Source organism: Agrococcus sediminis (assembly GCF_007923295.1).
GTDB lineage: Bacteria > Actinomycetota > Actinomycetes > Actinomycetales > Microbacteriaceae > Agrococcus > Agrococcus sediminis.
The window spans coordinates 39,825-61,086 of sequence record NZ_VOIR01000014.1 but is presented as its reverse complement, the minus strand read 5'-3'; the positions used below and the strand labels follow the sequence as shown (position 1 = coordinate 61,086).

The 21,262-nt window shown below is 72.5% G+C and carries 20 protein-coding genes, 1 tRNA gene and 1 pseudogene; 15 read left to right on the top strand and 7 right to left on the bottom strand.

The window, feature by feature from the left end; genetic code table 11:
• The first annotated feature begins 44 nt into the window (after nt 1–44).
• Together FQ330_RS07875 and FQ330_RS07870 are read left to right on the top strand one after the other, a co-directional pair.
• Nucleotides 45–1,046 carry a magnesium and cobalt transport protein CorA gene (locus FQ330_RS07875; RefSeq protein ID WP_192575879.1) on the top strand — a complete coding sequence of 334 codons (1,002 nt, stop codon included), beginning with the start codon at nt 45–47 and terminating at the stop codon, nt 1,044–1,046.
• A 32-nt stretch (nt 1,047–1,078) separates the two neighbouring features.
• Nucleotides 1,079–2,080 carry a malate dehydrogenase gene (locus FQ330_RS07870; RefSeq protein WP_146356558.1) on the top strand — a complete coding sequence of 334 codons (1,002 nt, stop codon included), beginning with the start codon at nt 1,079–1,081 and terminating at the stop codon, nt 2,078–2,080.
• Nucleotides 2,081–2,188: 108 nt separating this feature from the next.
• On the opposite strand, the gene FQ330_RS07865 is transcribed toward FQ330_RS07870, so the two are convergent.
• Together FQ330_RS07865 and FQ330_RS07860 are read right to left on the bottom strand one after the other, a co-directional pair.
• The gene (locus FQ330_RS07865) at nt 2,189–2,557 is read right to left on the bottom strand and encodes a TFIIB-type zinc ribbon-containing protein (protein ID WP_146356556.1); all 369 of its coding nucleotides are present in this window, start codon (nt 2,555–2,557) and stop codon (nt 2,189–2,191) included.
• A gap of 89 nt (nt 2,558–2,646) precedes the next feature.
• Complete coding sequence (locus FQ330_RS07860; protein WP_146356554.1) at nt 2,647–3,492, bottom strand: DUF559 domain-containing protein; 846 nt, start codon at nt 3,490–3,492, stop codon at nt 2,647–2,649.
• Between the two features lie 340 nt (nt 3,493–3,832).
• On the opposite strand from FQ330_RS07860, the gene FQ330_RS07855 reads away from it, so the two are divergent.
• Entirely contained in the window at nt 3,833–5,737 is a 1,905-nt protein-coding gene (locus FQ330_RS07855; RefSeq protein ID WP_146356552.1) for an FAD-binding monooxygenase, read from the top strand.
• A gap of 107 nt (nt 5,738–5,844) precedes the next feature.
• Here FQ330_RS07855 and FQ330_RS07850 read toward each other — a convergent pair.
• Together FQ330_RS07850 and FQ330_RS07845 are read right to left on the bottom strand one after the other, a co-directional pair.
• Nucleotides 5,845–5,917: transfer RNA gene (locus FQ330_RS07850), tRNA-Glu, on the bottom strand.
• 95 nt (nt 5,918–6,012) lie between these two features.
• Entirely contained in the window at nt 6,013–6,903 is an 891-nt protein-coding gene (locus FQ330_RS07845) for a diacylglycerol/lipid kinase family protein (protein WP_146356550.1), read from the bottom strand.
• A 132-nt stretch (nt 6,904–7,035) separates the two neighbouring features.
• On the opposite strand from FQ330_RS07845, the gene FQ330_RS07840 reads away from it, so the two are divergent.
• The 3 genes from FQ330_RS07840 to FQ330_RS07830 all read left to right on the top strand — a co-directional run bounded on the left by FQ330_RS07840 (nt 7,036) and on the right by FQ330_RS07830 (nt 9,240).
• Nucleotides 7,036–7,668: an MBL fold metallo-hydrolase gene (locus FQ330_RS07840; protein WP_146356548.1), complete on the top strand. Its 633-nt coding sequence runs from the start codon at nt 7,036–7,038 to the stop codon at nt 7,666–7,668.
• 90 nt (nt 7,669–7,758) lie between these two features.
• Nucleotides 7,759–8,481, top strand: coding sequence for an IclR family transcriptional regulator (locus FQ330_RS07835; protein ID WP_146356546.1), 723 nt, complete (start codon nt 7,759–7,761; stop codon nt 8,479–8,481).
• A 6-nt stretch (nt 8,482–8,487) separates the two neighbouring features.
• Nucleotides 8,488–9,240: a sulfite exporter TauE/SafE family protein gene (locus tag FQ330_RS07830; RefSeq protein ID WP_128189580.1), complete on the top strand. Its 753-nt coding sequence runs from the start codon at nt 8,488–8,490 to the stop codon at nt 9,238–9,240.
• Nucleotides 9,241–9,247: 7 nt separating this feature from the next.
• Here FQ330_RS07830 and FQ330_RS07825 read toward each other — a convergent pair whose 3' ends face one another.
• Together FQ330_RS07825 and FQ330_RS07820 are read right to left on the bottom strand one after the other, a co-directional pair.
• Nucleotides 9,248–10,192: a succinylglutamate desuccinylase/aspartoacylase family protein gene (locus FQ330_RS07825; RefSeq protein ID WP_225792753.1), complete on the bottom strand. Its 945-nt coding sequence runs from the start codon at nt 10,190–10,192 to the stop codon at nt 9,248–9,250.
• A complete protein-coding gene (locus FQ330_RS07820; protein WP_146356544.1) occupies nt 10,185–10,673 on the bottom strand; it encodes an ATP-dependent zinc protease family protein in 489 nt (162 codons plus the stop codon). The genes FQ330_RS07825 and FQ330_RS07820 overlap by 8 nt, the downstream gene beginning before the upstream one ends.
• Nucleotides 10,674–10,708: 35 nt before the next feature.
• Here FQ330_RS07820 and FQ330_RS07815 point away from each other — a divergent pair, with 35 nt between their 5' ends.
• Nucleotides 10,709–11,899 carry a RimK family alpha-L-glutamate ligase gene (locus FQ330_RS07815; RefSeq protein ID WP_128189582.1) on the top strand — a complete coding sequence of 397 codons (1,191 nt, stop codon included), beginning with the start codon at nt 10,709–10,711 and terminating at the stop codon, nt 11,897–11,899.
• An 80-nt stretch (nt 11,900–11,979) separates the two neighbouring features.
• Here the strand turns inward: FQ330_RS07815 and FQ330_RS07810 are convergent, their stop codons facing one another.
• Nucleotides 11,980–13,377, bottom strand: a complete 1,398-nt coding sequence (locus tag FQ330_RS07810; RefSeq protein WP_128189583.1) for an MFS transporter — start codon at nt 13,375–13,377, stop codon at nt 11,980–11,982.
• A gap of 172 nt (nt 13,378–13,549) precedes the next feature.
• Here FQ330_RS07810 and FQ330_RS07805 point away from each other — a divergent pair, with 172 nt between their 5' ends.
• From FQ330_RS07805 to FQ330_RS13300, 8 genes and pseudogenes are all read left to right on the top strand, one after another.
• On the top strand, nt 13,550–15,067 hold the full coding sequence (locus FQ330_RS07805) for a fumarylacetoacetate hydrolase family protein (protein WP_146356542.1): 1,518 nt from the start codon (nt 13,550–13,552) through the stop codon (nt 15,065–15,067).
• The gene (locus FQ330_RS07800) at nt 15,064–15,768 is read left to right on the top strand and encodes a GntR family transcriptional regulator (protein ID WP_128189585.1); all 705 of its coding nucleotides are present in this window, start codon (nt 15,064–15,066) and stop codon (nt 15,766–15,768) included. The genes FQ330_RS07805 and FQ330_RS07800 overlap by 4 nt, the downstream gene beginning before the upstream one ends.
• Before the next feature lie 58 nt (nt 15,769–15,826).
• On the top strand, nt 15,827–17,320 hold the full coding sequence (gene hpaE / locus FQ330_RS07795) for a 5-carboxymethyl-2-hydroxymuconate semialdehyde dehydrogenase (protein ID WP_146356540.1): 1,494 nt from the start codon (nt 15,827–15,829) through the stop codon (nt 17,318–17,320).
• 24 nt (nt 17,321–17,344) lie between these two features.
• Nucleotides 17,345–18,439 carry a 3,4-dihydroxyphenylacetate 2,3-dioxygenase gene (gene hpaD / locus FQ330_RS07790; protein WP_146356538.1) on the top strand — a complete coding sequence of 365 codons (1,095 nt, stop codon included), beginning with the start codon at nt 17,345–17,347 and terminating at the stop codon, nt 18,437–18,439.
• A complete protein-coding gene (locus FQ330_RS07785) occupies nt 18,436–19,242 on the top strand; it encodes a 2-keto-4-pentenoate hydratase (RefSeq protein WP_146356536.1) in 807 nt (268 codons plus the stop codon). The genes hpaD and FQ330_RS07785 overlap by 4 nt, the downstream gene beginning before the upstream one ends.
• Complete coding sequence (locus tag FQ330_RS07780; RefSeq protein ID WP_146356534.1) at nt 19,239–20,036, top strand: HpcH/HpaI aldolase family protein; 798 nt, start codon at nt 19,239–19,241, stop codon at nt 20,034–20,036. The genes FQ330_RS07785 and FQ330_RS07780 overlap by 4 nt, the downstream gene beginning before the upstream one ends.
• A gap of 228 nt (nt 20,037–20,264) precedes the next feature.
• Nucleotides 20,265–20,606, top strand: a complete 342-nt coding sequence (locus FQ330_RS07775; RefSeq protein WP_205649643.1) for an NADH-quinone oxidoreductase subunit A — start codon at nt 20,265–20,267, stop codon at nt 20,604–20,606.
• Nucleotides 20,597–21,262, top strand: a pseudogene (locus tag FQ330_RS13300) (hypothetical protein); the annotation flags it as partial. The gene FQ330_RS07775 and the pseudogene FQ330_RS13300, both read left to right, overlap by 10 nt.

The window sequence follows — 21,262 nt, the reverse complement described above, 5'->3', positions numbered from 1 at the left end:
GGCCCGCGGTGCGTATCCTGAGCGCGAGAGCCGCTGGAGGACCCATGCCGATCGCTGACGCAGCCGTCTGGGCCGACGGTGCCCGCGTGCCGGACGTGCCCGTCGAGCGGATGCTCGAGACGGCGGCCGAGCGGGGCGGGTTCGCGTGGTTCGACCTGGTCGATCCGAGCGAGGACGAGGTGCTCGCCGCGGCCCGCGAGCTCGAGCTGCACCGCCTCGTGGTGGAGGACGTGCTGCAGCGCGGGCAGCGACCGAAGCTCGAGCCCTACGACGGCGTCACCTACTGCGTGCTGCACCGCGTCGAGCAGGTGGGCGACGCGCTCGTGCCCCGCGAGGTGCACGCGATCGTCGCCGAGCGCTGCGCGATCACCGTCTCCTGGGATCGGCCGGAGGGGCTCGCCGACATCCGCGACCGGCTGCAGGAGGGCCTCGAGCTGCTCGACACCACGCCCGCGACGCTGCTCTACGCGCTGCTCGACGAGACCGCCGACCAGCACGCCGACCTCGCCGACGCGCTGCGCCAGCGCATCGCCGAGATCGAGGAGGCGTTCTTCAGCCAGCAGGAGCCGGCGACCGTCGAGGTCTACCTGTCGCTCCGCCGCATGGTGGCGCTCGAGCGGGCGGCAGAGCCGATGAGCGGCATCATCGAGCGGAGCACCGCCCGGCTGTCGCAGACCGACGCCGAGCTGCGGCGCCACCTCCGCGACGTCGACGACCACGCCCGGCAGACCGCCGCTCGGCTCGACGGTGCGCAGCGCCTGCTCACCTCGCTGCTGCAGCTCGCCTCGGCGCGCGTCGCCGAGCGCCAGAACGACGAGATGCGCGCGATGACCGAGCTCCAGATCGAGCAGAACGAGCAGACGAAGAAGGTCACGTCGTGGGCGGCGATCCTGTTCGCGCCGACGCTCATCGCCGGCATCTACGGCATGAACTTCCGCTACCTGCCCGAGCTGCACTGGGCGCTCGGCTACCCGTTCGCGCTCGCGCTCATGGTCGTGCTCGCGGGCGTGCTCTACGTGCTGTTCAAGCGGCGGCACTGGCTCTAGCCACAGGCCGCGGCGGCCGACACGATGGAGGCATGAGCGCCTCCACCGCCAACCCGCCCGTCACCGTCGCCGTGAGCGGCGGCGCCGGCCAGATCGCCTACCAGCTGCTGTTCCGCATCGCCGCGGGCGACATGCTCGGGCCCGACCAGCCGGTGCGGCTGCGCATCCTCGAGATCCCCGACGCGCTCCCGGCGCTCGAGGGGGTCGTGATGGAGCTCCAGGACGCGGCGTTCCCGCTGCTGGCCTCGGTCGACACGACGGCGGATGCGCCGGTCGCGTTCGAGGGAGCCGACCACGCGCTGCTCGTGGGCGCGAGGCCGCGGGGCAAGGGCATGGAGCGCAGCGACCTGCTCGCCGCCAACGGCGCGATCTTCCAGGCGCAGGGACGCGCGATCCAGGCGCGCGCGAGCGACCGCATCCGCATCACCGTCACCGGCAACCCGGCCAACACCAACGCCCTGATCGCGGCCGCGGCGGCCCCCGACATCCCGCGCGAGCGCTTCTCGGCGCTCACCCGGCTCGACCACAACCGCGCCGTCGCGCAGCTCGCGGCGAAGACGCGAGCTGCTGTCGGCGACATCCGCCGCATGATCGTCTGGGGCAACCACTCCACGACGCAGGTGCCCGACCTCACCCACGCGCTCGTCGCCGGGGAGCCCGCGACCGAGCTCGTCGAGCGCGGGTGGGTGCGCGACGAGTTCGTGCCGACCGTCGCGAACCGCGGCGCCGCGGTGATCGCGGCGCGCGGCGCCTCCTCGGCGGCCTCGGCCGCGTCGGCGACCGTCGACCACGTGCGATCGTGGGCGCTCGGCACGCCAGAGGGCGACTGGACCTCGATGTCGGTCGTCTCGCGCGGCGACTACGGCGTGCCCGAGGGGCTCGTCTCGTCGTTCCCGGTCACGGCCGTCGGCGGAGACTGGTCGGTCGTGGAGGGCCTCGAGCTCGACGCGGATGTCGCGGCGCAGCTGCGCGCATCCGTCGCCGAGCTCGAGGAGGAGCGCGACCAGGTGCGGGCGCTCGGGCTGCTCGGCTGACGCTCGGCTGCCGTCACCGATCGAGGAGCATCCAGAAGGCGGTGACGGCTCGAGGAGCATCCGTCCTCGAGCCGTCACCCATCCTCATCCCGTGACGGGCGCTGCGCCTCAGCCCAGGATGTCGCCGAGCCAGCCGCGGCTGCCGCGCTGGCGCTGGTCGCCGTAGCGGGGGTCGTAGCGCTGGTCGCCGTACGGCTGGCGCTGCTGCTGTCCGCCGGTGCGCTGCTGCACCGTGCGGAGCACCTTGTCGGCGATCTTCCCGATGGTGTCGCTCGACCCCTGCTGACCGTAGCCCTGGCCGTAGCCGGGCTGCTGCTGGGCCTGCAACGCCTGCGGCTGCTGCTCGGCCGACCGCTCGATGAGCTTGTCGAGCTCGCCGCGGTCGAGCCAGATGCCGCGGCACTCGGGGCAGTAGTCGATCTCGATGCCGCTGCGCTCGCTCATCACCAGGGTCGTCGCATCGTTGGGGCACTGCATGTCGGTCTCCTCTCGTCGACCGGGAGAGCATGGCGGATGCGCCTGTGCGGCAGCGATGGACGGCCGCGCGGTGACCGCGCCGGCTCGCGTCATCCGGCCAGCCGCCGCACGGGCCGCCCTTGCGCCAGCACGAGCGCGATCGTGTCGAGCGTGCGCGTCGGCTGATGCACCACGTCGGCGTAGCCGAACCGCAGCCACCGGCCGCCGGCCGCGGTGATCGACGCGTTGCGCCGGCGGTCCTTCGCGGCCTGCTTCGGCTCGTCGTGCCACTGCGCACCGTCGGCCTCCACGTACAGCCAGCCGTCGATCAGCAGGTCGCTGCGCCCGCCGCCCGGTGCCGGCACCTGCGACTCGACCGTCCAGCCCCGATCGCGGCACGGCACGCGCAGCAGCGACTCGAGGCCCGACTCGGCCGCGGCATCGAGCCGCCGACGCCACGGCCCGCAGCGCTGCGGAAGCATCCCGAAGAGGCGATCGAGGTCGCCGTCGTCGATGAGCCCCTGGTGCAGCGCGCTGTCGATCGACGCGATCGCGTGCTCCCGCTCGACGCGCACCGCGTGCTGCGCGAGCGCGTCGATGATGCTGACTCGCCACGGCTGCGCGTCGCGCTCGAATCGCACCCACAGTCGCGTGCCGACCGTCGCGGCCGCCACGCCGGTGGTGGGGGTCGTCGCGATCTGCAGCGGCGGGGCCTCGGTCACCCACACGCCGTAGGTTGCGAGCGCGCTCGCGCCGCCGACAGCGCCGCCGGCGGCGAGCGCCGTGCGGATCGTCGGCATCGCGTCGGGCAGCACGAGCCACGAGCGCGTCACTGCGTCTGCGACCCCCGCGTCGACCGCGGCGCGCATGGCGCGGTGCGAGTGCCCGAGCGCGCGCAGCGCCGTGCGCGTCGTGGCGCCGCCCGCGGCGAGCAGGTCGAGTCGCAGGTCGCGCATGGCGGGAGTCTGGCGCGACTGGCGCGCCCTCGTGCGGGCGGCCGGCCGGAGTGTGGAGACGGATGCGGCGTGCGGCCGGGTGGGCGGCGAGCGGCCGCGCGCGCCGCATCCGATCGAGGCCGTCACGAGTAGAGGAGGCGGCACGAGAAGAGGAGGGTGGATCCTCGGCCGGTGCACAGCGCCTGGATGCTCCTCGATCCGTCACGCGAGCGGCCGAGGGTTGTCCCGCCTCGGCCGCCGTCGTATGCTCGTGTCAATAATCGAAGCGCGTGTTCAGATATCGAACGCGTGGCGAGCAGACGATGATGTCCGTCATCCCCACACAGGAGTGAGGAAGCCCGTGCAGTTCCACCACCACGGCTACGTGTCCACCGACCCGCGCGTGCAGCCGGCCGCAGGCATCGGGCTCGACCGCCCGGCAGACCTGCCGGACGAGGTCGACGTGCTGATCGTGGGCTCCGGCCCGGCGGGCATGATCGCCGCTGCACAGCTCGCGCAGTTCCCCGACCTCAACGTGCGCATCATCGAGCGCCGGCCGGGCCGGCTCGAGATCGGCCAGGCCGACGGCATCCAGGCGCGCAGCGTCGAGACCTTCCAGGCGTTCGGCTTCGCCGAGCGCATCACCGCCGAGGCCTACCGCATCACCGAGATGGCGTTCTGGGGCCCCGACCCCGAGGACCCCTCGCGCATCGTGAAGACCTCCGCGCCCGAGGACGACCCGACCGGCATCAGCGAGTTCCCGCACCTCATCGTCAACCAGGCGCGGGTGCTCGACTACTTCGCCGAGGCGGCGCGCAACGCGCCCGGCCGCGTCACCCCCGACTACGGCTACGAGTTCCGCGGCCTCGAGGTGGCGCAGGAGGGCGAGCACCCCGTGCGCGTCACCGTCGCCCGCACGGCCGGCGACCAGACGGGCGAGGAGCGCGTCATCCGCGCCAAGTACGTGATCGGCGCCGACGGCGCGCGCAGCGGCGTCCGCGCCGCGATCGGCTGCACCCTCGCCGGCCAGTCGGCGAACCACGCCTGGGGCGTCATGGACGTGCTGGCCGTGACCGACTTCCCCGACATCCGCACCAAGTGCGCGATCCAGTCGAGCACGGGCGGCAACATCCTGCTCATCCCCCGCGAGGGCGGCTACCTCTTCCGCATGTACGTCGACCTCGGCGAGGTGCCGGAGGACGACCACGGCCGCGTGCGCCAGACCCCCATGGAGGAGGTCATCCGCCGCGCCAACGCGATCATCGCCCCGTACACGCTCGACGTGCGCAACATCGCCTGGAGCAGCATCTACGAGGTCGGGCACCGCATCACCGACCGCTTCGACGACGTGCAGCCCGACGAGCGCGGCACGCGCACGCCGCGCGTGTTCATCACCGGCGACGCGTGCCACACGCACAGCGCGAAGGCCGGCCAGGGGATGAACGTCTCCATGCAGGACGGCTTCAACATCGGCTGGAAGCTCGGCCACGTGCTCGACGGCCGTGCGCCCGAGAGCCTGCTCGACACCTACTCGCTCGAGCGCCAGGTGGTCGCGCAGAACCTCATCGACTTCGACAAGGAGTGGTCGACGCTCATGGCGAAGCCCGCGAGCGAGCTCGGCAGCCCGCAGGAGGTCGCCGAGTTCTACACGCGGACGATGGAGTTCCCGGCCGGGTTCATGACGGAGTACGCGCCGTCGCAGATCGTCGCCGAGGCCCGCCACCAGGAGCTCGCGACGGGCTTCCCCGTCGGCAAGCGCTTCAAGTCGGCCCGCGTCGTGAAGGTCGCCGACACCAACCCGGTGCAGCTCGGCCACTTCCACACCGCCGACGGCCGCTACCGCCTCTACGCGTTCGCCGACCGTCCGGCCGCCGGCGAGGCGTCGGCGATGACGGCGCTCGCCGAGTGGTTCGAGCAGTCGCCCGACTCCCCCATCCGCGTGCACACCCCTGAGGGCCGCGACTCGAGCGCGATCATCGACGTGAAGGCCGTCTACCAGCAGGGCCACCACGACTTCCACCTCGGCCAGGTGCCGGATGCGTTCAAGCCGATCGTGGGACCGTTCGAGCTCGTGAACCTCGAGAACGTCTACGCGTCGCTCCCCGACGAGGACATCTTCGACATCCGCGGCATCTCGCGCGACGGCGCGATCGTCGTCGTGCGGCCCGACCAGTACGTCGGCGCCGTGCTGCCGCTGACGGCGACCGACGAGCTCGCGGAGTACTTCCGCGGCGCGCTGCTGCCGGCGGTGCGCCAGCCCGCCTGAGCGGCGGCGGCTCCAGCGTCCCTCGGCCCTCGGGTCGAGGGGCGCTGCGCATCCGCGGCCGGGAACGACGAAGCGCCCCGGTCCGTGGACCGGGGCGCTTCTCACTGTGACCCCAGCGGGATTCGAACCCGCGTTACCGCCGTGAGAGGGCGGCGTACTAGGCCGCTATACGATGGGGCCGGCGCTGCTGGTCTTGCGATTGCAACCTGGATAGTGTGCCACACGATCCGGCGCCGCGCAAAATCCGCCGCCGCCGGGGCGTCGAGCGCGCCCGATCAGCGCGGCCGGAGCACCCGCAGGGCGCCCGGCATGATGCTGCAGCGCACCGGCAGCCGGCCCACGATCTCCCCGTCGGCGCACACGATCACCGTCTCGTCGCTCGCGAGCTCGGCAGTCTCGCAGTCGACGACCGTCACGCGACGGTCGCTCGTGTGCGTGCCGCGCAGCACGCGCGCGAGCAGGCGCAGGAACGACGGGTACGAGAGCTCGTCGGCGAAGACCGCCGTGAGGCGGCCGTCGCGCATCGACGAGTCTGGCGCGATCGGGATGCCGCCGCCGAAGGTGCGGTTGTTGGCGATCGCCGCGACCAGCGTGCGCCAGGTGCGCTCGGGGCCGCCGTCGAGGCGCACGCGGAACGTGCGGTGCCGCGGCCGCAGCACCGTCGCGAGGATCGCCGCCTGGTAGCGGATGCGGCTCGGCACGCCCGTCAGCCGGAACGAGCGCACGTTGACGTCGGCGTCGAACCCGACCGAGACGACGCCGGCGGCGAGCGCGACCCCGTCGGGGTGCTCGATGCGGATGAGGTCGACGCGATCGGGCTCGGCCGCGAGCGCAGCCTCGAGGCCGTCGATCGCCGCTTGCGCCGACGCGACGCCCATCGCCGACGCGAAGTCGTTGCCGCTGCCCGCGGGCACGACCAGCAGGGGCTTCGACGTGCCGCCGACGATGTTGACCCCGAGGTGCACCATGCCGTCGCCGCCCACGACGACCAGCGCATCCGCCGTGATCATCGCGAAGCGCGACTGCTCGAGCTGGCCGGCGTAGTCGGCCGCGGCGATGTGCGTCACCTCGTGGCCGAGGTCAGCGATGCGGGCGGCGACGAGCGCGCCGACGGCGCCGCTGCGGCCGAACCGGGCGGCGGGGTTGGAGGCGACCACGATGCGCACAGGGTGAGCCTAGGGGCGGGCGGGGTGGGCGGCTCGCGGTGTGGTCTCGACTCACGGCCTGCGGCCGCGGCTCGACCGGCGGACTGGGGCGCGGCTCGACCAGCGGAGGGCGCCGCGCCTAGGGTGGTCGGCATGCGAGTGACCAAGCGAGAGCACGCCTGCATGATCCTCGACGACGAGGGGCAGCAGCTCGTCATCGACCCGGGCAACCAGAGCGGCGCCGTCACGGCGCCGGGGCTCGTGGCGATCGTGATCACCCACGAGCACGCCGACCACTGGGATGCCGAGCACCTCGAGGCGCTCCGCGCCGCCCACCCGGGCGTGCCGATCTACGGCCCCGAGGGCGTCGCGCAGGCGGCGGAGGGCTTCGACGTGTCGGTCGTCCACGCCGGCGAGCGCGTGACGGCCGGTCCGTTCCGGCTGCGCTTCTTCGGCGGCGAGCACGCCATCATCCACCGCTCGATCCCGGTGGTCGACAACCTGGGCGTGCTCGTCAACGAGCGCTTCTACTACCCGGGCGACTCCTACGCCGTGCCCGACGTGCCCGTCGCGCTGCTCGCCGCGCCCGCCGGCGCGCCGTGGCTGAAGATCGGCGACGTGATGGACTTCGTCGTCGAGGTGGCGCCGCGCGCGACCTTCGCCGTGCACGACGCGCCGCTGTCGGAGATGGGGCTCGGCATGGCGCACGCGCGCATCGAGGGCGCCGTCAGCCACGGCGGCGGCGAGCACCACCGCCTGGGCGTCGGCGACTCCGTCGAGGTCTGACGCCCGACGGGCGCCGCCCGCTATCTGAACGCGCTGTTCTATGCTTGCAACAGCGCGTCCGAGCGGATGCGGTGATGGGAGCGGGCGACGATGCCGACGGATGCCGCGACCACGACCCCGCGCAGCGAGACGAGCGGCTCGCAGACCCTCTCGCGGGGCCTGACCGCGCTCTCGCTGCTCGCCGACCACGGCAGCCAGTCGATCCAGTCGCTCGCCGACCGCCTCGGCGTGCACCGCTCCGTCGCCTACCGGCTCGTGCGCACCCTCGAGGAGCACCGCCTGGTCGTGCGCGACGCGGGCGGCATGCTCTCGCTCGGCCCGCAGCTCGTGGTGCTCGCCCGCGACGTCGAGCACGACCTGCAGTCGGCCTCGCTCCCCCACCTCCAGCACCTCGCCGACGAGCTCGGCATGACGGCGTTCCTCGCCGTCCGCGACGGGGACGACGCCGTCACCCTCGTGACGGCCGTGCCCCGGGGCGTCAACGCATCCGTCGCCCAGCACCCGGGGCACCGGCACCCGATCGCGCTCGGCGCGCCCGGCATCGCGCTGCAGGCGATGCTCGACGACCCCACGTGGCGCGCGCTCGGCCACGACGGGCCGATGCACCCCGAGGTCGAGCGGGTGCGCTCGCGCGGCTTCGCGGTGAGCGCCAACGAGGTGATCGAGGGCATCACGTCGGTCGGCGCACCCATCCGCAGCCGCGGCACGACGGATGCGTCGGTGGCGGTGGTCACGGTCGGCCAGCCCGACACGGAGGCGCTCGGCGCCGCCGTGCAGCGGATCGCCCGCGCCATCGAGGCCGACCTCCGCTAGCGCCCCGTGGACCTGCTCTCGTTCGTCGTCGCGCTCGCGGCCGTGCTCATCGGCGCCGTCGGGCAGCGCATGATCGGCATGGGCTGGGGCCTCGTCGTCACGCCGGCCGTCGCGCTCGTGGCAGGCCCGCTCGCCGCCGTGCTCGTCGTGAACCTCTACGGCGCCATCGCCTGCCTCATCATCCTGCCGCGGGTCTGGCGCGACATCGACTGGCGGCGGCTGCTCTGGATCGCGATCCCCGCGCTCGCCGTGATGGTGCCCGGCATGCTGCTGGCGAAGGGCCTCGACACCGACCTGCTGCGCGTGGCCGTCGGTGCCATCGCGGTGCTCGGCGTGCTCGTGGCGGTGGCGTTCACCAGCGCGACGCGCACGCACGACGGCCCGGCGCTGCGGGTGGCCTCGGGCACCGCGATCGGCCTGCTGAACGCGAGCGTCGGCATGGGGGCTCCGGCGGTCGGCGCCTACTCGCTGCTGTCCGGCTGGCAGGACCGCACCTTCGTCGCGACGATGCAGCCCTTCTGGGTGCTCATCAGCGGCGCGGTCGTCGCGGTGCGGCCGCTGGTCGCCCCCGAGGGATCGCCCGAGTGGCCGCTGTGGGCGTGGTTCGCGCTCGCGCTGCCGGTCGTCGCGGGCGTGCTGCTCGGCGATCGCCTCGCGCACCTGGTGAACCCGACCGTCGTGCGGTGGACGATCATCGCGCTGTCGGTGCTCGGCGGCGGCGCGCTCATCGTGACCGGCACGCTGGGGCTGCTGGGCTGAGGCGCCGTCAGGGCGCGGCGATGTGCGCGACCGCGTCGCCCGCGTGCACGATCGGCGCACGGGTGAGGCCGATGACGATCCCGTCGCGGTCGGCGCGCACGATGCGGCCGCCGGTGCCGAGCGCGTCGGCGACGCGGCCGAGCCGGGCGCCCGCGGACACCGCGTCGCCGAGCTGCGCGTCGAGGTGCAGGATGCCCGAGCCCCGGGAGCGCACCCAGCCGCTCGCGCGGCACTCGACCGGCGGCGGGCTGTCGTGCGGCTGCCCGTCGAGCATGTCGAGCGCGGCGAGCACGCGCAGCACGCCCGCGACGCCGACGTCGATCGGCTCGGGCTCGAGCCGCAGCGCCTCGCCGGCCTCGTACAGCAGCGCGATGGCGCCCGCCTCGCTCGCGGCCTGCCGCAGCGAGCCGTCGCGCAGCCGCGCGTGCAGCATGACCGGGGCGCCGAACGCGGCGGCGAGCCGCCGGGTCTCGGGGTCGTCGAGGTCGGCGCGGATCTGCGGCAGGTTGTCGCGCCGGTCGGAGCCGGTGTGGAGGTCAATGCCGACGTCGCAGCGCGCCACCACCTCGGTCATGAGCAGGTGCGCGATGCGGCTCGCGAGCGAGCCGCGCGCCGAGCCGGGGAAGGAGCGGTTGAGGTCGCGCCGGTCGGGCAGGTAGCGGTCGCCCGTCATGAAGCCGAGCACGTTGACGACGGGGACCGCGAGCAGCGTGCCGCGCAGGGTGCGCGGCGACACCGCGGCGAGCACCTGGCGGATCACCTCGACGCCGACGACCTCGTCGCCGTGCACCGCCGCGTCGAGCCACACCACGGGGCCGGGCTCGCGGCCGTGCACGACGCGCACGGGCAGCGAGACGTCGCCGCCGGTCACGAGCCGAGCGATCGGCAGCTCGACGCTCTTCGACTGGCCGGCGCGCACCCGCACGCCGCCGATCGCGAACGACTCACGCACCGGCGCGCCCCCGGTTGCGCTGGCGCACGGCGCGGTCCGGGCGCCCGCCGAGATACGAGTGCGCGGCGTCGACCACGAAGCCCTGGCGGAGCGCCTCGCGCCCCACGAGCATCCGGAACCCCATCTCGTCGCGGCGCGCGAGCGTGATCTCGGTGGTCACCGGCGTGCCGAGCAGCGCGAGGGCGGTGCGGATGACGATGCGCTCCTGCTCGTGACCGGTGGAGGAGCGCACGAGCCGGCGATCGTGCACGGGCCACTCGACCACCCGGGCGTCGGCCTTCGACCGCTGCCACGGGTGCACCTCGAAGCGCACCCAGTCGGCGCCGTCGCGACGGAGCTCCTCGATCTCGAACGCGTGCAGCGCGCTCGTGCGCGCACCGGTGTCGAGCTTGGCCTTCACGTGCGCGATGCCGAGCTCGGGCAGCCCGACCCACTCGCGCCAGCCCGCCGTCGCCGGCCTGCCAGGATGGTCTCCGCCCATGCGGCCATCCAACCAGGAAAGGCAGGTGCGTCCTGATGAGGCTCGCCATCCTCTCGCGCGCTCCGCGCTCGTACAGCACCCGGCGGCTCCGTGCCGCGGCCGTCGAGCGCGGCCACGACGTGAAGGTGCTCAACACCCTGCGCTTCGCGATCGACCTCTCGGGCGACGGGCCCGACCTGCAGTTCCGGGGCCGCCAGCTGCGCGACTACGACGCCGTGCTGCCCCGCATCGGCAACTCGATCACCTACTTCGGCACCGCGGTCGTGCGGCAGTTCGAGCAGATGGACGTCTACACGCCGAACACCGCCAACGGCATCGCCAACGCGCGCGACAAGCTGCGCGCGACGCAGATCCTCGCGCGGCACGACATCGGCATGCCCGCCACCACGTTCGTGCGCGATCGAGCCGACGTGATCCCGGCGATCGAGCGGGTCGGCGGGGCGCCGGTCGTGCTCAAGCTGCTCGAGGGCACGCAGGGCATCGGCGTGATCCTCGCGCCCACCATCAAGGTGGCGGAGGCGATCATCGAGACGCTGCAGTCGACGCGGCAGCAGGTGCTCATCCAGCACTTCGTGGCCGAGAGCAAGGGCCGCGACATCCGCGCGCTCGTCGTCGGCGACCGGGTCGTCGCGGCCATGCGGCGCAGCGCCCAGGGCGACGAGTTCCGCTCGAACGTGCACCGCGGCGGCAGCGTCGAGGCCGTCGACCTCGACCCCGAGTTCGAGCGCGTCGCGGTGCGGGCCGCGCAGATCATGGGGCTGAAGGTCGCGGGCGTCGACATGCTCGAGGGCAACGACGGACCGCTCGTCATGGAGGTCAACTCCTCCCCCGGCCTCGAGGGCATCGAGACCGCGACGCGGCTCGACGTCGCCGGCGCGATCATCGACCACATCGCCGATCAGGTGGCGTTCCCGCAGATCGACGTGCGCGAGCGGCTGAGCATCTCGACCGGCTACGGCGTGGCCGAGCTCGTCGTGCACGGCGACGCCGACCTCATCGGCAAGACCATCAGCGAGTCGGGCCTGCGCGAGCGCGACATCACGGTGCTCACGCTCCACCGCGGCACGCACGTGATCCCCAACCCGCCCGGACGCCGGGTGCTCGAGGCCGAGGACCGGCTGCTCTGCTTCGGCCGGCTCGAGGAGATGCGCTCGATGATCCCCGCGCGGCCGAAGCGCCGCGCCCGCGTCAAGAAGCTGACGAAGCGGGCGATCGAGGAGGCCTGACCCGGGTCGGCGCTCGCCGAGCCTGCGCAGACGAGAGGGGCCCGCCGTGCGGCGGACCCCCTCCCGTGCGCCGGCGCGGATCAGCGCGCGGCGGTCGCCTCCACGGTCTCGGGGTCGCCCGTGCGCCACGACTCCCACTTGCCGGAGTGCTCGAAGTCGATCGAGAGCGGGATGTCGTTGCGCTCGCGCAGCAGCACCGTGCCGATGACCGAGATGACCACCGTCACGAGCAGGTAGCCGACGATCGCCCACGTGGTGCCGGTCGCCTGCAGCAGCGCCTGTGCGATGGTCGGCGCGAAGGCGCCGCCGATGACCGCGCCGATCGCGTAGGCGATCGAGACGCCCGAGAAGCGCACCGAGGCCGGGAACGACTCGGCGTACCAGGCCGCCTGCGCGCCGTAGGTGAGACCGAGCCCCGCACCGAGCAGGATCGTGCCCATCGCGACGCCCCAGACGCCCTGCTCGACGAGGATGAAGAGCGGGATCGTCGTGATCGCGAGCACCGTCCAGCCGATGAGGTAGAGCTTCTTGCGGCCGATGCGGTCGGAGGCCCAGCCGGCGACGAAGGTGAACACGAGCCACGAGAGCGAGCCGGCGAACGCCGCGAGCTGCACGCCCACCGGGTCGAAGCCGAGGCCCGGCGGGGTGCCGTCGACCGGTCGCGACGCGAGGCCCTGCACGAAGCCACCGGTCGTCATGTAGCCGATGGCGTTGTTGGCCATGAAGACCATCGCGCACAGCAGCACGACGAGGCCGTACTTCTTGAAGACCTGCACGATCGGCGCCGACTCCTGCTGCGCGGTCTCCTTGATCTCCTGGAACACCGGCGACTCGTCGACCGAGCGGCGCACGACGTAGCCGACGACGACCAGCAGGATCGAGATGAAGAACGGGATGCGCCAGCCGACCTCGAGGAACGCGTCGCCGGGGAACATGGCGCGGATCGCGGCGAGCACGCCCGTCGCGAGCAGCATGCCGAGCGGCACGCCCGCCTGCACGAAGGAGCCGAAGAGGCCGCGGCGGCCGCGCGGCGCGTGCTCGATGGCCATGAGCACCGCGCCGCCCCACTCGCCGCCGGCGGAGATGCCCTGCAGGATGCGGAGCAGGATGAGGAGGATCGGCGCGATCCAGCCGGCCTGCTCGAAGGTGGGCAGCGCGCCGACCAGGGTGGTCGCGACGCCCATGAGCAGCAGCGTCAGCACGAGCATCGGGCGACGGCCGACCCTGTCGCCGAAGTGCCCGGCGAGGAAGGCGCCGAGCGGGCGGAAGAGGAAGGAGATGCCGATGGTGATGAGCGAGAGGATCTGCATCATGCCCTCGCCGGCTGGCTGGAAGAACAGCTGCGCGAAGACGAGGTTCGCCATGAAGGCGTAGATGAAGAAGTCGTACCACTCGATGGTGGTGCCGACCACGACGGCGCCGAGGACCTTGTTGCGCTCCTTGGGCGACGTGTGCGGATGCGTCGTGCTGTGAGACACGCTGACTCCTTTGTCAGAGAGGTGGACCGCGAGGCGCGACCCGGGGGACTGCCAGGAACATATACGATTTCATGCACGACGGTCAAGAGGGCGCTGGAGGCCTCTTGACACAGGGTGGAGGGCTGCTGCCCGACCCTTGCACTTCAGATTCGGAATCGTATACGATGCCCGCATGGATGCATCGTCGCACCCCGCAGAGGGTGCCCCTCCCGCCGCCGCCGATGCGTGGCAGCTGCTCGGCGCCCGCCCCCACAAGGTGTTCGCGATGCACATCGGCTACCGCGCCCGCGCCGCGCAGAAGGGCCGCACGCCCGGGGCTCCCGGCTACTTCCTGAAGCCCGCGACCTCGCTCTCCACCGGCGGCGAGGCCGTGCTGCCCGCGGGTACGGAGATCTTCGGCTTCGAGGGCGAGATCGCCGTCGTCATCGGCCGCCACGCCCGCGCGGTGAGCGAGGCGGATGCGTGGGGTCACGTCGCCGCGGTCACCGCGGCGAACGACCTGGGCGTGTTCGACCTCCGGTGGGTCGACAAGGGCTCCAACCTGCGCTCCAAGGGCGGCGACGGCATGACGCCGATCGGCCCGGCGCTGCTGCCCGCCGAGCGGCTCGACCCGGCGGCGATCGAGGTGCGCACCTGGCTCGACGGCGAGCTCGTGCAGGAGGACTCCACCGCGACCCTCATCTTCTCGCTGCCGCAGATCGTCAGCGACCTCTCGCAGCTCATCACGCTCGAGCCCGGCGACGTGATCCTCACGGGCACGCCCGCCGGCGCATCCACCCTCTCCCCCGGGCAGACCGTCGAGGTCGAGGTGACCGCCGCAGCGCTCGACGGCGAGCAGCTGTCGACCGGCCGGCTCGCCACGACCGTGCGGGTCGGCGACCAGGCGCTCCCGCCGTACTCGGCGCAGCCGAAGCCGACGGCCGAGCAGTGGGCCGACGCATCCGGCCGCCCGATCGATGAGTTCCAGCAGGCCGAGGCGCCCGTGCTCGACGACGAGCTGCGCGCGCAGCTCTCGAGCGTCGCGCTCGCGACCCTCTCCTCGGGTCTGCGCAAGCGCGGCCTCAACAACGTCTCGATCGACGGCCTGCGCTCGACGCAGCCCGGCAGCCGCATCGTCGGCACCGCGCGCACGCTGCGCTACGTGCCCAACCGCGAGGACCTCTTCAAGAGCCACGGCGGCGGCTACAACGCGCAGAAGCGGCTGTTCGACTCGCTGCGACCGGGCGACGTCGTCGTCATCGAGGCGCGCGGCGACAACCGCTCGGGCACCCTCGGCGACATCCTGGCGCTGCGCGCCCGCCACCTCGGCGCGGCCGGCCTCGTGACCGACGGCGGCGTGCGCGACCTCGACGTCGTCACCGAGATCGGCGTGCCGACCTACCACGCGGGCGGCCACCCGGCTGTGCTCGGCCGGCTCCACGTGCCGTGGTCGCACGACGAGACGATCGCGTGCGGCGGCGCCACCGTGCAGCCCGGCGACATCATCGTCGGCGACGGCGACGGCGTGCTCGTCATCCCGCCCGCGCTCGCGCGCGAGCTCGCGGCAGAGGCGATCGCGCAGGAGCGCGAGGAGGAGTTCATCGCCGCGCAGGTCGACGCCGGCCACCCCGTCGACGGGCTCTTCCCGATGAACGCCGAGTGGCGGGCGAAGTACGAGGCCCGCCTCGCTCAGCAGGGGGCGGCCGAGTGACCGGGCCGCGCGCCCGCGCCGCGGCGCTCGCCGAGGCGGGCGGCACCGCCGCGCCGTCGAAGTCGCAGCGCGCCTACCAGCTGCTGCACGACCGCATCGTCGACGGCACCTACTCCCCCGGCTACCGGCTCGTGCTCGACGCGATCGGCCGCGAGCTCGACATGAGCGTCGTGCCCGTGCGCGAGGCGATCCGCAGGCTCGAGGCGGAGGGGCTCGTCACCTTCGAGCGCAACATCGGCGCGCGCGTGGCCGAGATCGACGAGCTCGAGTACCACGACACGATGGAGACGCTCTCGTTCGTCGAGGGCGCCGCGATCATGCTCGCCGCCGGCCTCTACTCGAAGCGCGACGTCGACGAGGCGCGCGCCATCAACGCGCAGCTGCGCGAGTCGCTCGCCGGCTTCGACCCGGTGCAGTTCACCGCGCTCAACGAGGCCTTCCACCGCCGCCTCTCGGACGTCTGCCCCAACGAGGTGCTCGGCGACGTGATCGACACCTGCTGGAAGCGGCTTGCGCGGCTGCGCCAGTCGACCTTCTCGTTCGTGCCGAGCCGCGCCGTGTCATCGGTCGACGAGCACGAGGCGATCCTCGCCCTCATCGAGGAGGGCGCCGACCCGCGCCGCATCGAGCTCGCCGTGCGCGCCCACCGCCTCGCGACCCCCGACGCCTACCTCCAGCGCATCCACCCGAACCAGGACTGACCGACCGCCGAGCCGCATCGCGGCACGGCGCCGCGACCCGAACGAACGGAGCCCCACCATGGCCACCCAGCCCGCAGGCATCCCCGAGCTCATCCCCCACTACATCGACGGCGAGCGCGTGCCCTCCGTCGACGGCGAGACCTTCGGCGTGCTGAACCCGGTCACGAACGAGGACTACACCGTCGCCGCGTCGGGCAAGCAGGCCGACATCGACCTGGCTGTCGCCGCCGCCACGCGCGCCTTCGAGGAGGGCCCGTGGCCGCGCATGAAGAACCGCGAGCGCGCCCGCATCCTCAGCCGCATCGCCGACATCGTCGAGTCGCGCGACCAGGAGCTCGCGCAGTTCGAGTCGTGGGACTCGGGCCTGCCCATCACGCAGGCCCGCGGCCAGGCGCAGCGCGCCGCCGAGAACTTCCGCTTCTTCGCCGACCTCATCGTCGCCGGCCGCGACGACGCCTACAAGGTGCCCGGCAGCCAGGTGAACTACGTCAACCGCAAGCCCAAGGGCGTCGCGGGGCTCATCACCCCGTGGAACACCCCGTTCATGCTCGAGTCGTGGAAGCTCGGCCCCGCGCTCGCCTCCGGCTGCACCGTGGTGCTGAAGCCCGCCGAGTTCACGCCCCTGTCGGCGTCGCTCTGGGCCGGCATCTTCGAGGAGGCAGAGCTGCCGAAGGGCGTGTTCAACCTCGTCAACGGCTTCGGCGAGACCGCCGGCGACGCGCTCGTGAAGCACCCGGGCGTGCCGCTCATCTCCTTCACGGGCGAGAGCAGCACGGGCCAGCTCATCTTCGGCAACTCGGCGCCGCACCTCAAGGCGCTGTCGATGGAGCTCGGCGGCAAGAGCCCGGCCGTCGTCTTCGCCGACGCCGACCTCGACGCCGCGATCGACTCGACGCTGTTCGGCGTCTTCTCGCTCAACGGCGAGCGCTGCACCGCCGGCAGCCGCATCCTCGTCGAGCGCTCGATCTACGACGAGTTCGTGGAGCGCTACGCGGCGCGGGCCAAGAACATCGTCGTCGGCGACCCGGGCGACCCCAGCACCGAGGTCGGCGCGCTCGTGCACCCGGAGCACTTCGACAAGGTCATGTCGTACGTCGAGATCGGCAAGCAGGAGGGCCGGCTCGTCGCCGGCGGAGGCCGCCCCGATGCCTTCCCCGAGGGCAACTTCGTCGCGCCGACGGTGTTCGTCGACGTGGCGCCGGATGCGCGCATCTTCCAGGAGGAGATCTTCGGCCCGGTCGTCGCGATCACGCCGTTCGATTCCGACGAGGAGGCGCTCGAGCTCGCGAACGACACGAAGTACGGTCTCGCCGCCTACATCTGGACGCGCGACCTGCAGCGCGCGCACCTCTTCGCGCAGGACGTCGAGGCCGGCATGGTGTGGCTCAACAGCCACAACGTGCGCGACCTCCGCAGCCCCTTCGGCGGCGTGAAGGCCTCGGGCCTCGGGCACGAGGGCGGCTACCGCTCGCTCGACTTCTACAGCGACCAGCAGGCCGTGCACATCACGCTCGGCGACGTCCACACCGCCCGCTTCGGCGCATCCGCCTGACCCCGACTGCGAAGGAGCAGCACCATGAACGAGATCCCCAAGCCCTCCGTGCCCGCGCCCGACATCATCCGCTGCGCGGCGATGGACCTGGTCGTCACCGACCTCGCCGCGAGCCGCGCCTTCTACGTCGACGTGCTCGGCCTGCACGTGACCGAGGAGGACGACGAGGCGATCTACCTGCGGTCGTTCGAGGAGTTCATCCACCACAACCTCGTGCTGCGGAAGGGCCCCGTCGCGGCCGTCGCCGCCTTCGCCTACCGCGTGCGCACCCCCGAGGACGTCGACGCCGCCGAGGCCTACTACCAGGAGCTCGGCTGCCGCACGGAGCGCCGGCGCGACGGCTTCCAGAAGGGCTTCGGCGACAGCGTGCGCGTCGAGGACCCGCTCGGCTTCCCCTACGAGTTCTTCCACGCGACCGAGCACGCCGAGCGCCTGCACCAGCGCTACGACCTCATCTCGGCGGGCGAGCTCGTGCGCCTCGACCACTTCAACCAGGTCACCCCCGACGTGCCGCGCGGCCGAAAGTACCTCGAGGACCTCGGCTTCCGCGTCACCGAGGACATCCAGGACGACCAGGGCGTCACCTACGCGGCGTGGATGCACCGCAAGGGCACCGTGCACGACACGGCGCTCACCGGCGGCAACGGTCCGCGCATGCACCACATCGCCTTCTCGACGCACGAGAAGCACAACATCATCCAGATCTGCGACAAGCTCGGCGCGCTGCGGATGTCCGACCACATCGAGCGCGGACCGGGCCGGCACGGCGTCTCGAACGCGTTCTACCTCTACATCACCGACCCCGACGGCCACCGCGTCGAGATCTACACGCAGGACTACTGGACGGGCGACCCCGACAACCCCGTCATCACGTGGGACGTGCACGACAACCAGCGCCGCGACTGGTGGGGCAACCCCGTCGTGCCCTCCTGGTACACCGAGGCGTCGCCCGTGCTCGACCTCGACGGCAACGTGGTCGAGGTCGTCGAGCGCACCGACTCGAGCGAGATGGAGGTGACGATCGGCGCCGACGGCTTCTCGTACACCCGCGAGGGCGACGACGACGGCACCTACCGCGGGCAGGCGTCGAAGGGCTTCAAGATCGGCAACCAGCTGTGACGAGCGCTCCCGGACGGGGCCTCGACGACGCGACCGTCGAGCGGATCGCCGACGAGCTCGCCGAGGCCACTCGCTCGCGCGGCACGATCGAGCGGATCTCGACGCGGTACCCGCAAGCGACGATCGAGGACTCCTACGCGGTGCAGCGCATCTGGCGCGCGCGCCGCGAGGAGGCCGGCGCACGGCTCGTCGGGCGCAAGATCGGCCTGACGAGCAAGGCGATGCAGTTCGCGACCGGCATCACCGAGCCCGACTACGGCGTGATCTTCGCCGACCAGGCGCTCCGCTCGGGCGAGACCGTCGAGCACGCGCAGTGGTCGAACGTGCGCGTCGAGGTCGAGCTGGCCTTCGTGCTGCGGTCGCCGCTCGAGGGCGAGGGCCTCACGGTCGACCAGGTGCTCGTCGCCACCGAGGTCGTCGTGCCGGCGCTCGAGATCCTCGACTCGCACATCGAGCTCGAGGGCCGCACGATCGTCGACACGATCAGCGACAACGCGGCGCTCGGCGCGATCGTCGTCGGCGACGTCGAGATCGGCCCGCGCGACCGCGACCTGTCGTGGGTCGGCGCGCTCTGCCTCGTGAACGACGAGATCATCGAGACCGGCGTCTCCGGCGGTGTGCTCGGCAACCCGGCGCACGGCGTCGCGTGGCTCGCGGGCAAGCTCGCGCAGCACGGCGACCGGCTCGAGGCGGGCGAGATGATCCTCGCCGGCTCGTTCACCCGGCCCGTGTGGGTGCAGCCCGGCGACGTCGTCACGGCGCACTTCCAGGACATGGGCTCGGTCGAGGTGACGTTCCGATGAGCACGTTCCGCGACGCGCTCGCCGCGGCCGACGCTCCGCTCGTGGGCCTGTGGAACGCAACCGGCAGCGCCATCGCCGCCGAGATCATGGCGGGCTCCGGCGCCGACCTGCTGCTCGTCGACGGTGAGCACGGGCCGATCTCGATCAGCGAGATGCTGCCCATCCTGCACGCAGCCGCCGCCTACCCCGTGACCACGATCGTGCGCGTGCCGTGGAACGATCCCGTGATCATCAAGCAGGTGCTCGACCTCGGCGCCGAGAACGTGCTCGTGCCGATGGTGTCGACAGCGGCGGACGCGGCGGCCGCCGTGCGCGCCGCCCGCTACCCGGGCGGCGACGGCGAGCGCGAGGGCGCCCGCGGCATCGGCTCGGCGCTCGCGCGCTCGTCGCGCTGGGGGCGCATCCCCGGCTACGTGGGCGCCGCCGACGACCACGTGTCGGTGACGGTGCAGATCGAGACGGCGGATGGGGTGGCGAACGCCGCCGAGATCGCGGCGGTCGACGGGGTGGACGCCGTCTTCGTCGGCCCGGCAGACCTCGCCGGTTCCATGGGACTCCCCGGCCGCCCGTCAGAGCCGGCCGTCGTGGCCGCGGTCGATGCGACGATCGACGCCGTGCGCTCGGCGGGCACGCCCGTGGGCGTGAACACGTTCGCGGAGGCGGACGCCGATCGGTGCATCGCGCGCGGCGCCTCGTTCGTCTTCGTCGCGGCCGACGTGACGCTCATGGCGCGGGGCTCAGAGGCCGCGGTGGCGCGACTGAAGCGTACACGAGATGAGACCGACGCGTACTGATCAGCGGCGACGATCACCGGTCGCGACGGCGCTGCGGACGGCGGGGCTGCAGCACGAGTTGGAGGGCTCGTCGTAGCCTGAACCGATCGCCCGTCGGGCTCGGCCTGACTTCCATCGCCACGGGCTCACCGACAGCAGCTTTCGACCGTTCCTTCCGCGACTCCCCCGCAGGCGCACGTGCAGCCGGTCGCGCGCCTTCGATAGGGTCCCGGGGAGAGGGGGACGATCATGGCTGGGGTCGTGACGATGCTTGGGATCGCCGTGCTGGCGATCGCTCTGCTGTACGGGGCGTCGATGCTCGTCGCGGTCGACCGCCGTCCGATCGTCTCGCTGCCCTACCTCTCCGGCAGCGACCCGGAGCAGCATGCGCTCTCGCGCTTCCACGCCCGCTGGTACGCGGCGACCGTCGTCTTTCTGGCCTTCGACATCGAGATGCTCTTCATGTACCCGTGGGCCGTCGTGGTTGCGATGATGGGCCCGACCGCCGTGGTGGAGATGTTCCTGTTCCTCGGAGTCCTGTTCGTCGCGGTCTTCTGGGCCTGGCGGGAAGGAGCGTTCCGGTGGGCGTGACGCAGGTGCTCGCGAAGCTGGCGGCGCAGCGCGCCCACGTGCTCCTCGTCGAGGCGCTCGGCGGCTGGCGGGCGCGGGTGGCGGCGGAGCAGGCGGCCGTCGAGCTCGGGTGGCGCATCTCGCTGTCCCCGGCGGATGCGGATGTCCTGGTCGTGTGCGGCACCGCCGGGCCCGAACTGACCGCGAGCGTGGAGCGCATCTGGGAGCAGCTGCCCGGGCCTCGCGTGCGGATCCTGGTCGGCTCTGCGGCCGAGGCGCTGCCGAGCTTCGAGCAGGCGCGCAGGAGCCTGTCCGCGGTGGACGTGCACGTCGACGACGCGAGGACACGCCTGCGCGTCGCCAGCCTCAGTTCGGCGACCGAGACCCGCGGCAACTCCTCAGAGGGTGCCAGCGGCACGAACCACAGCGGCATGGACCACAGCCAGCCATACCACTCCGCCATGGACCACAGCAAGCCAGACCACAGCGGCACGGACCACTCCGGCATGGACCATAGCGGCACGGACCACACCGGCACCGACCACAGCAAGATGGACCACACCGGCACGGACCACACCGGCACCGACCACAGCAAGATGGACCACACCGGCACGGACCACACCGGCACCGACCACAGCAAGATGGACCACACCGGCACGGACCACAGCGGCACGGAC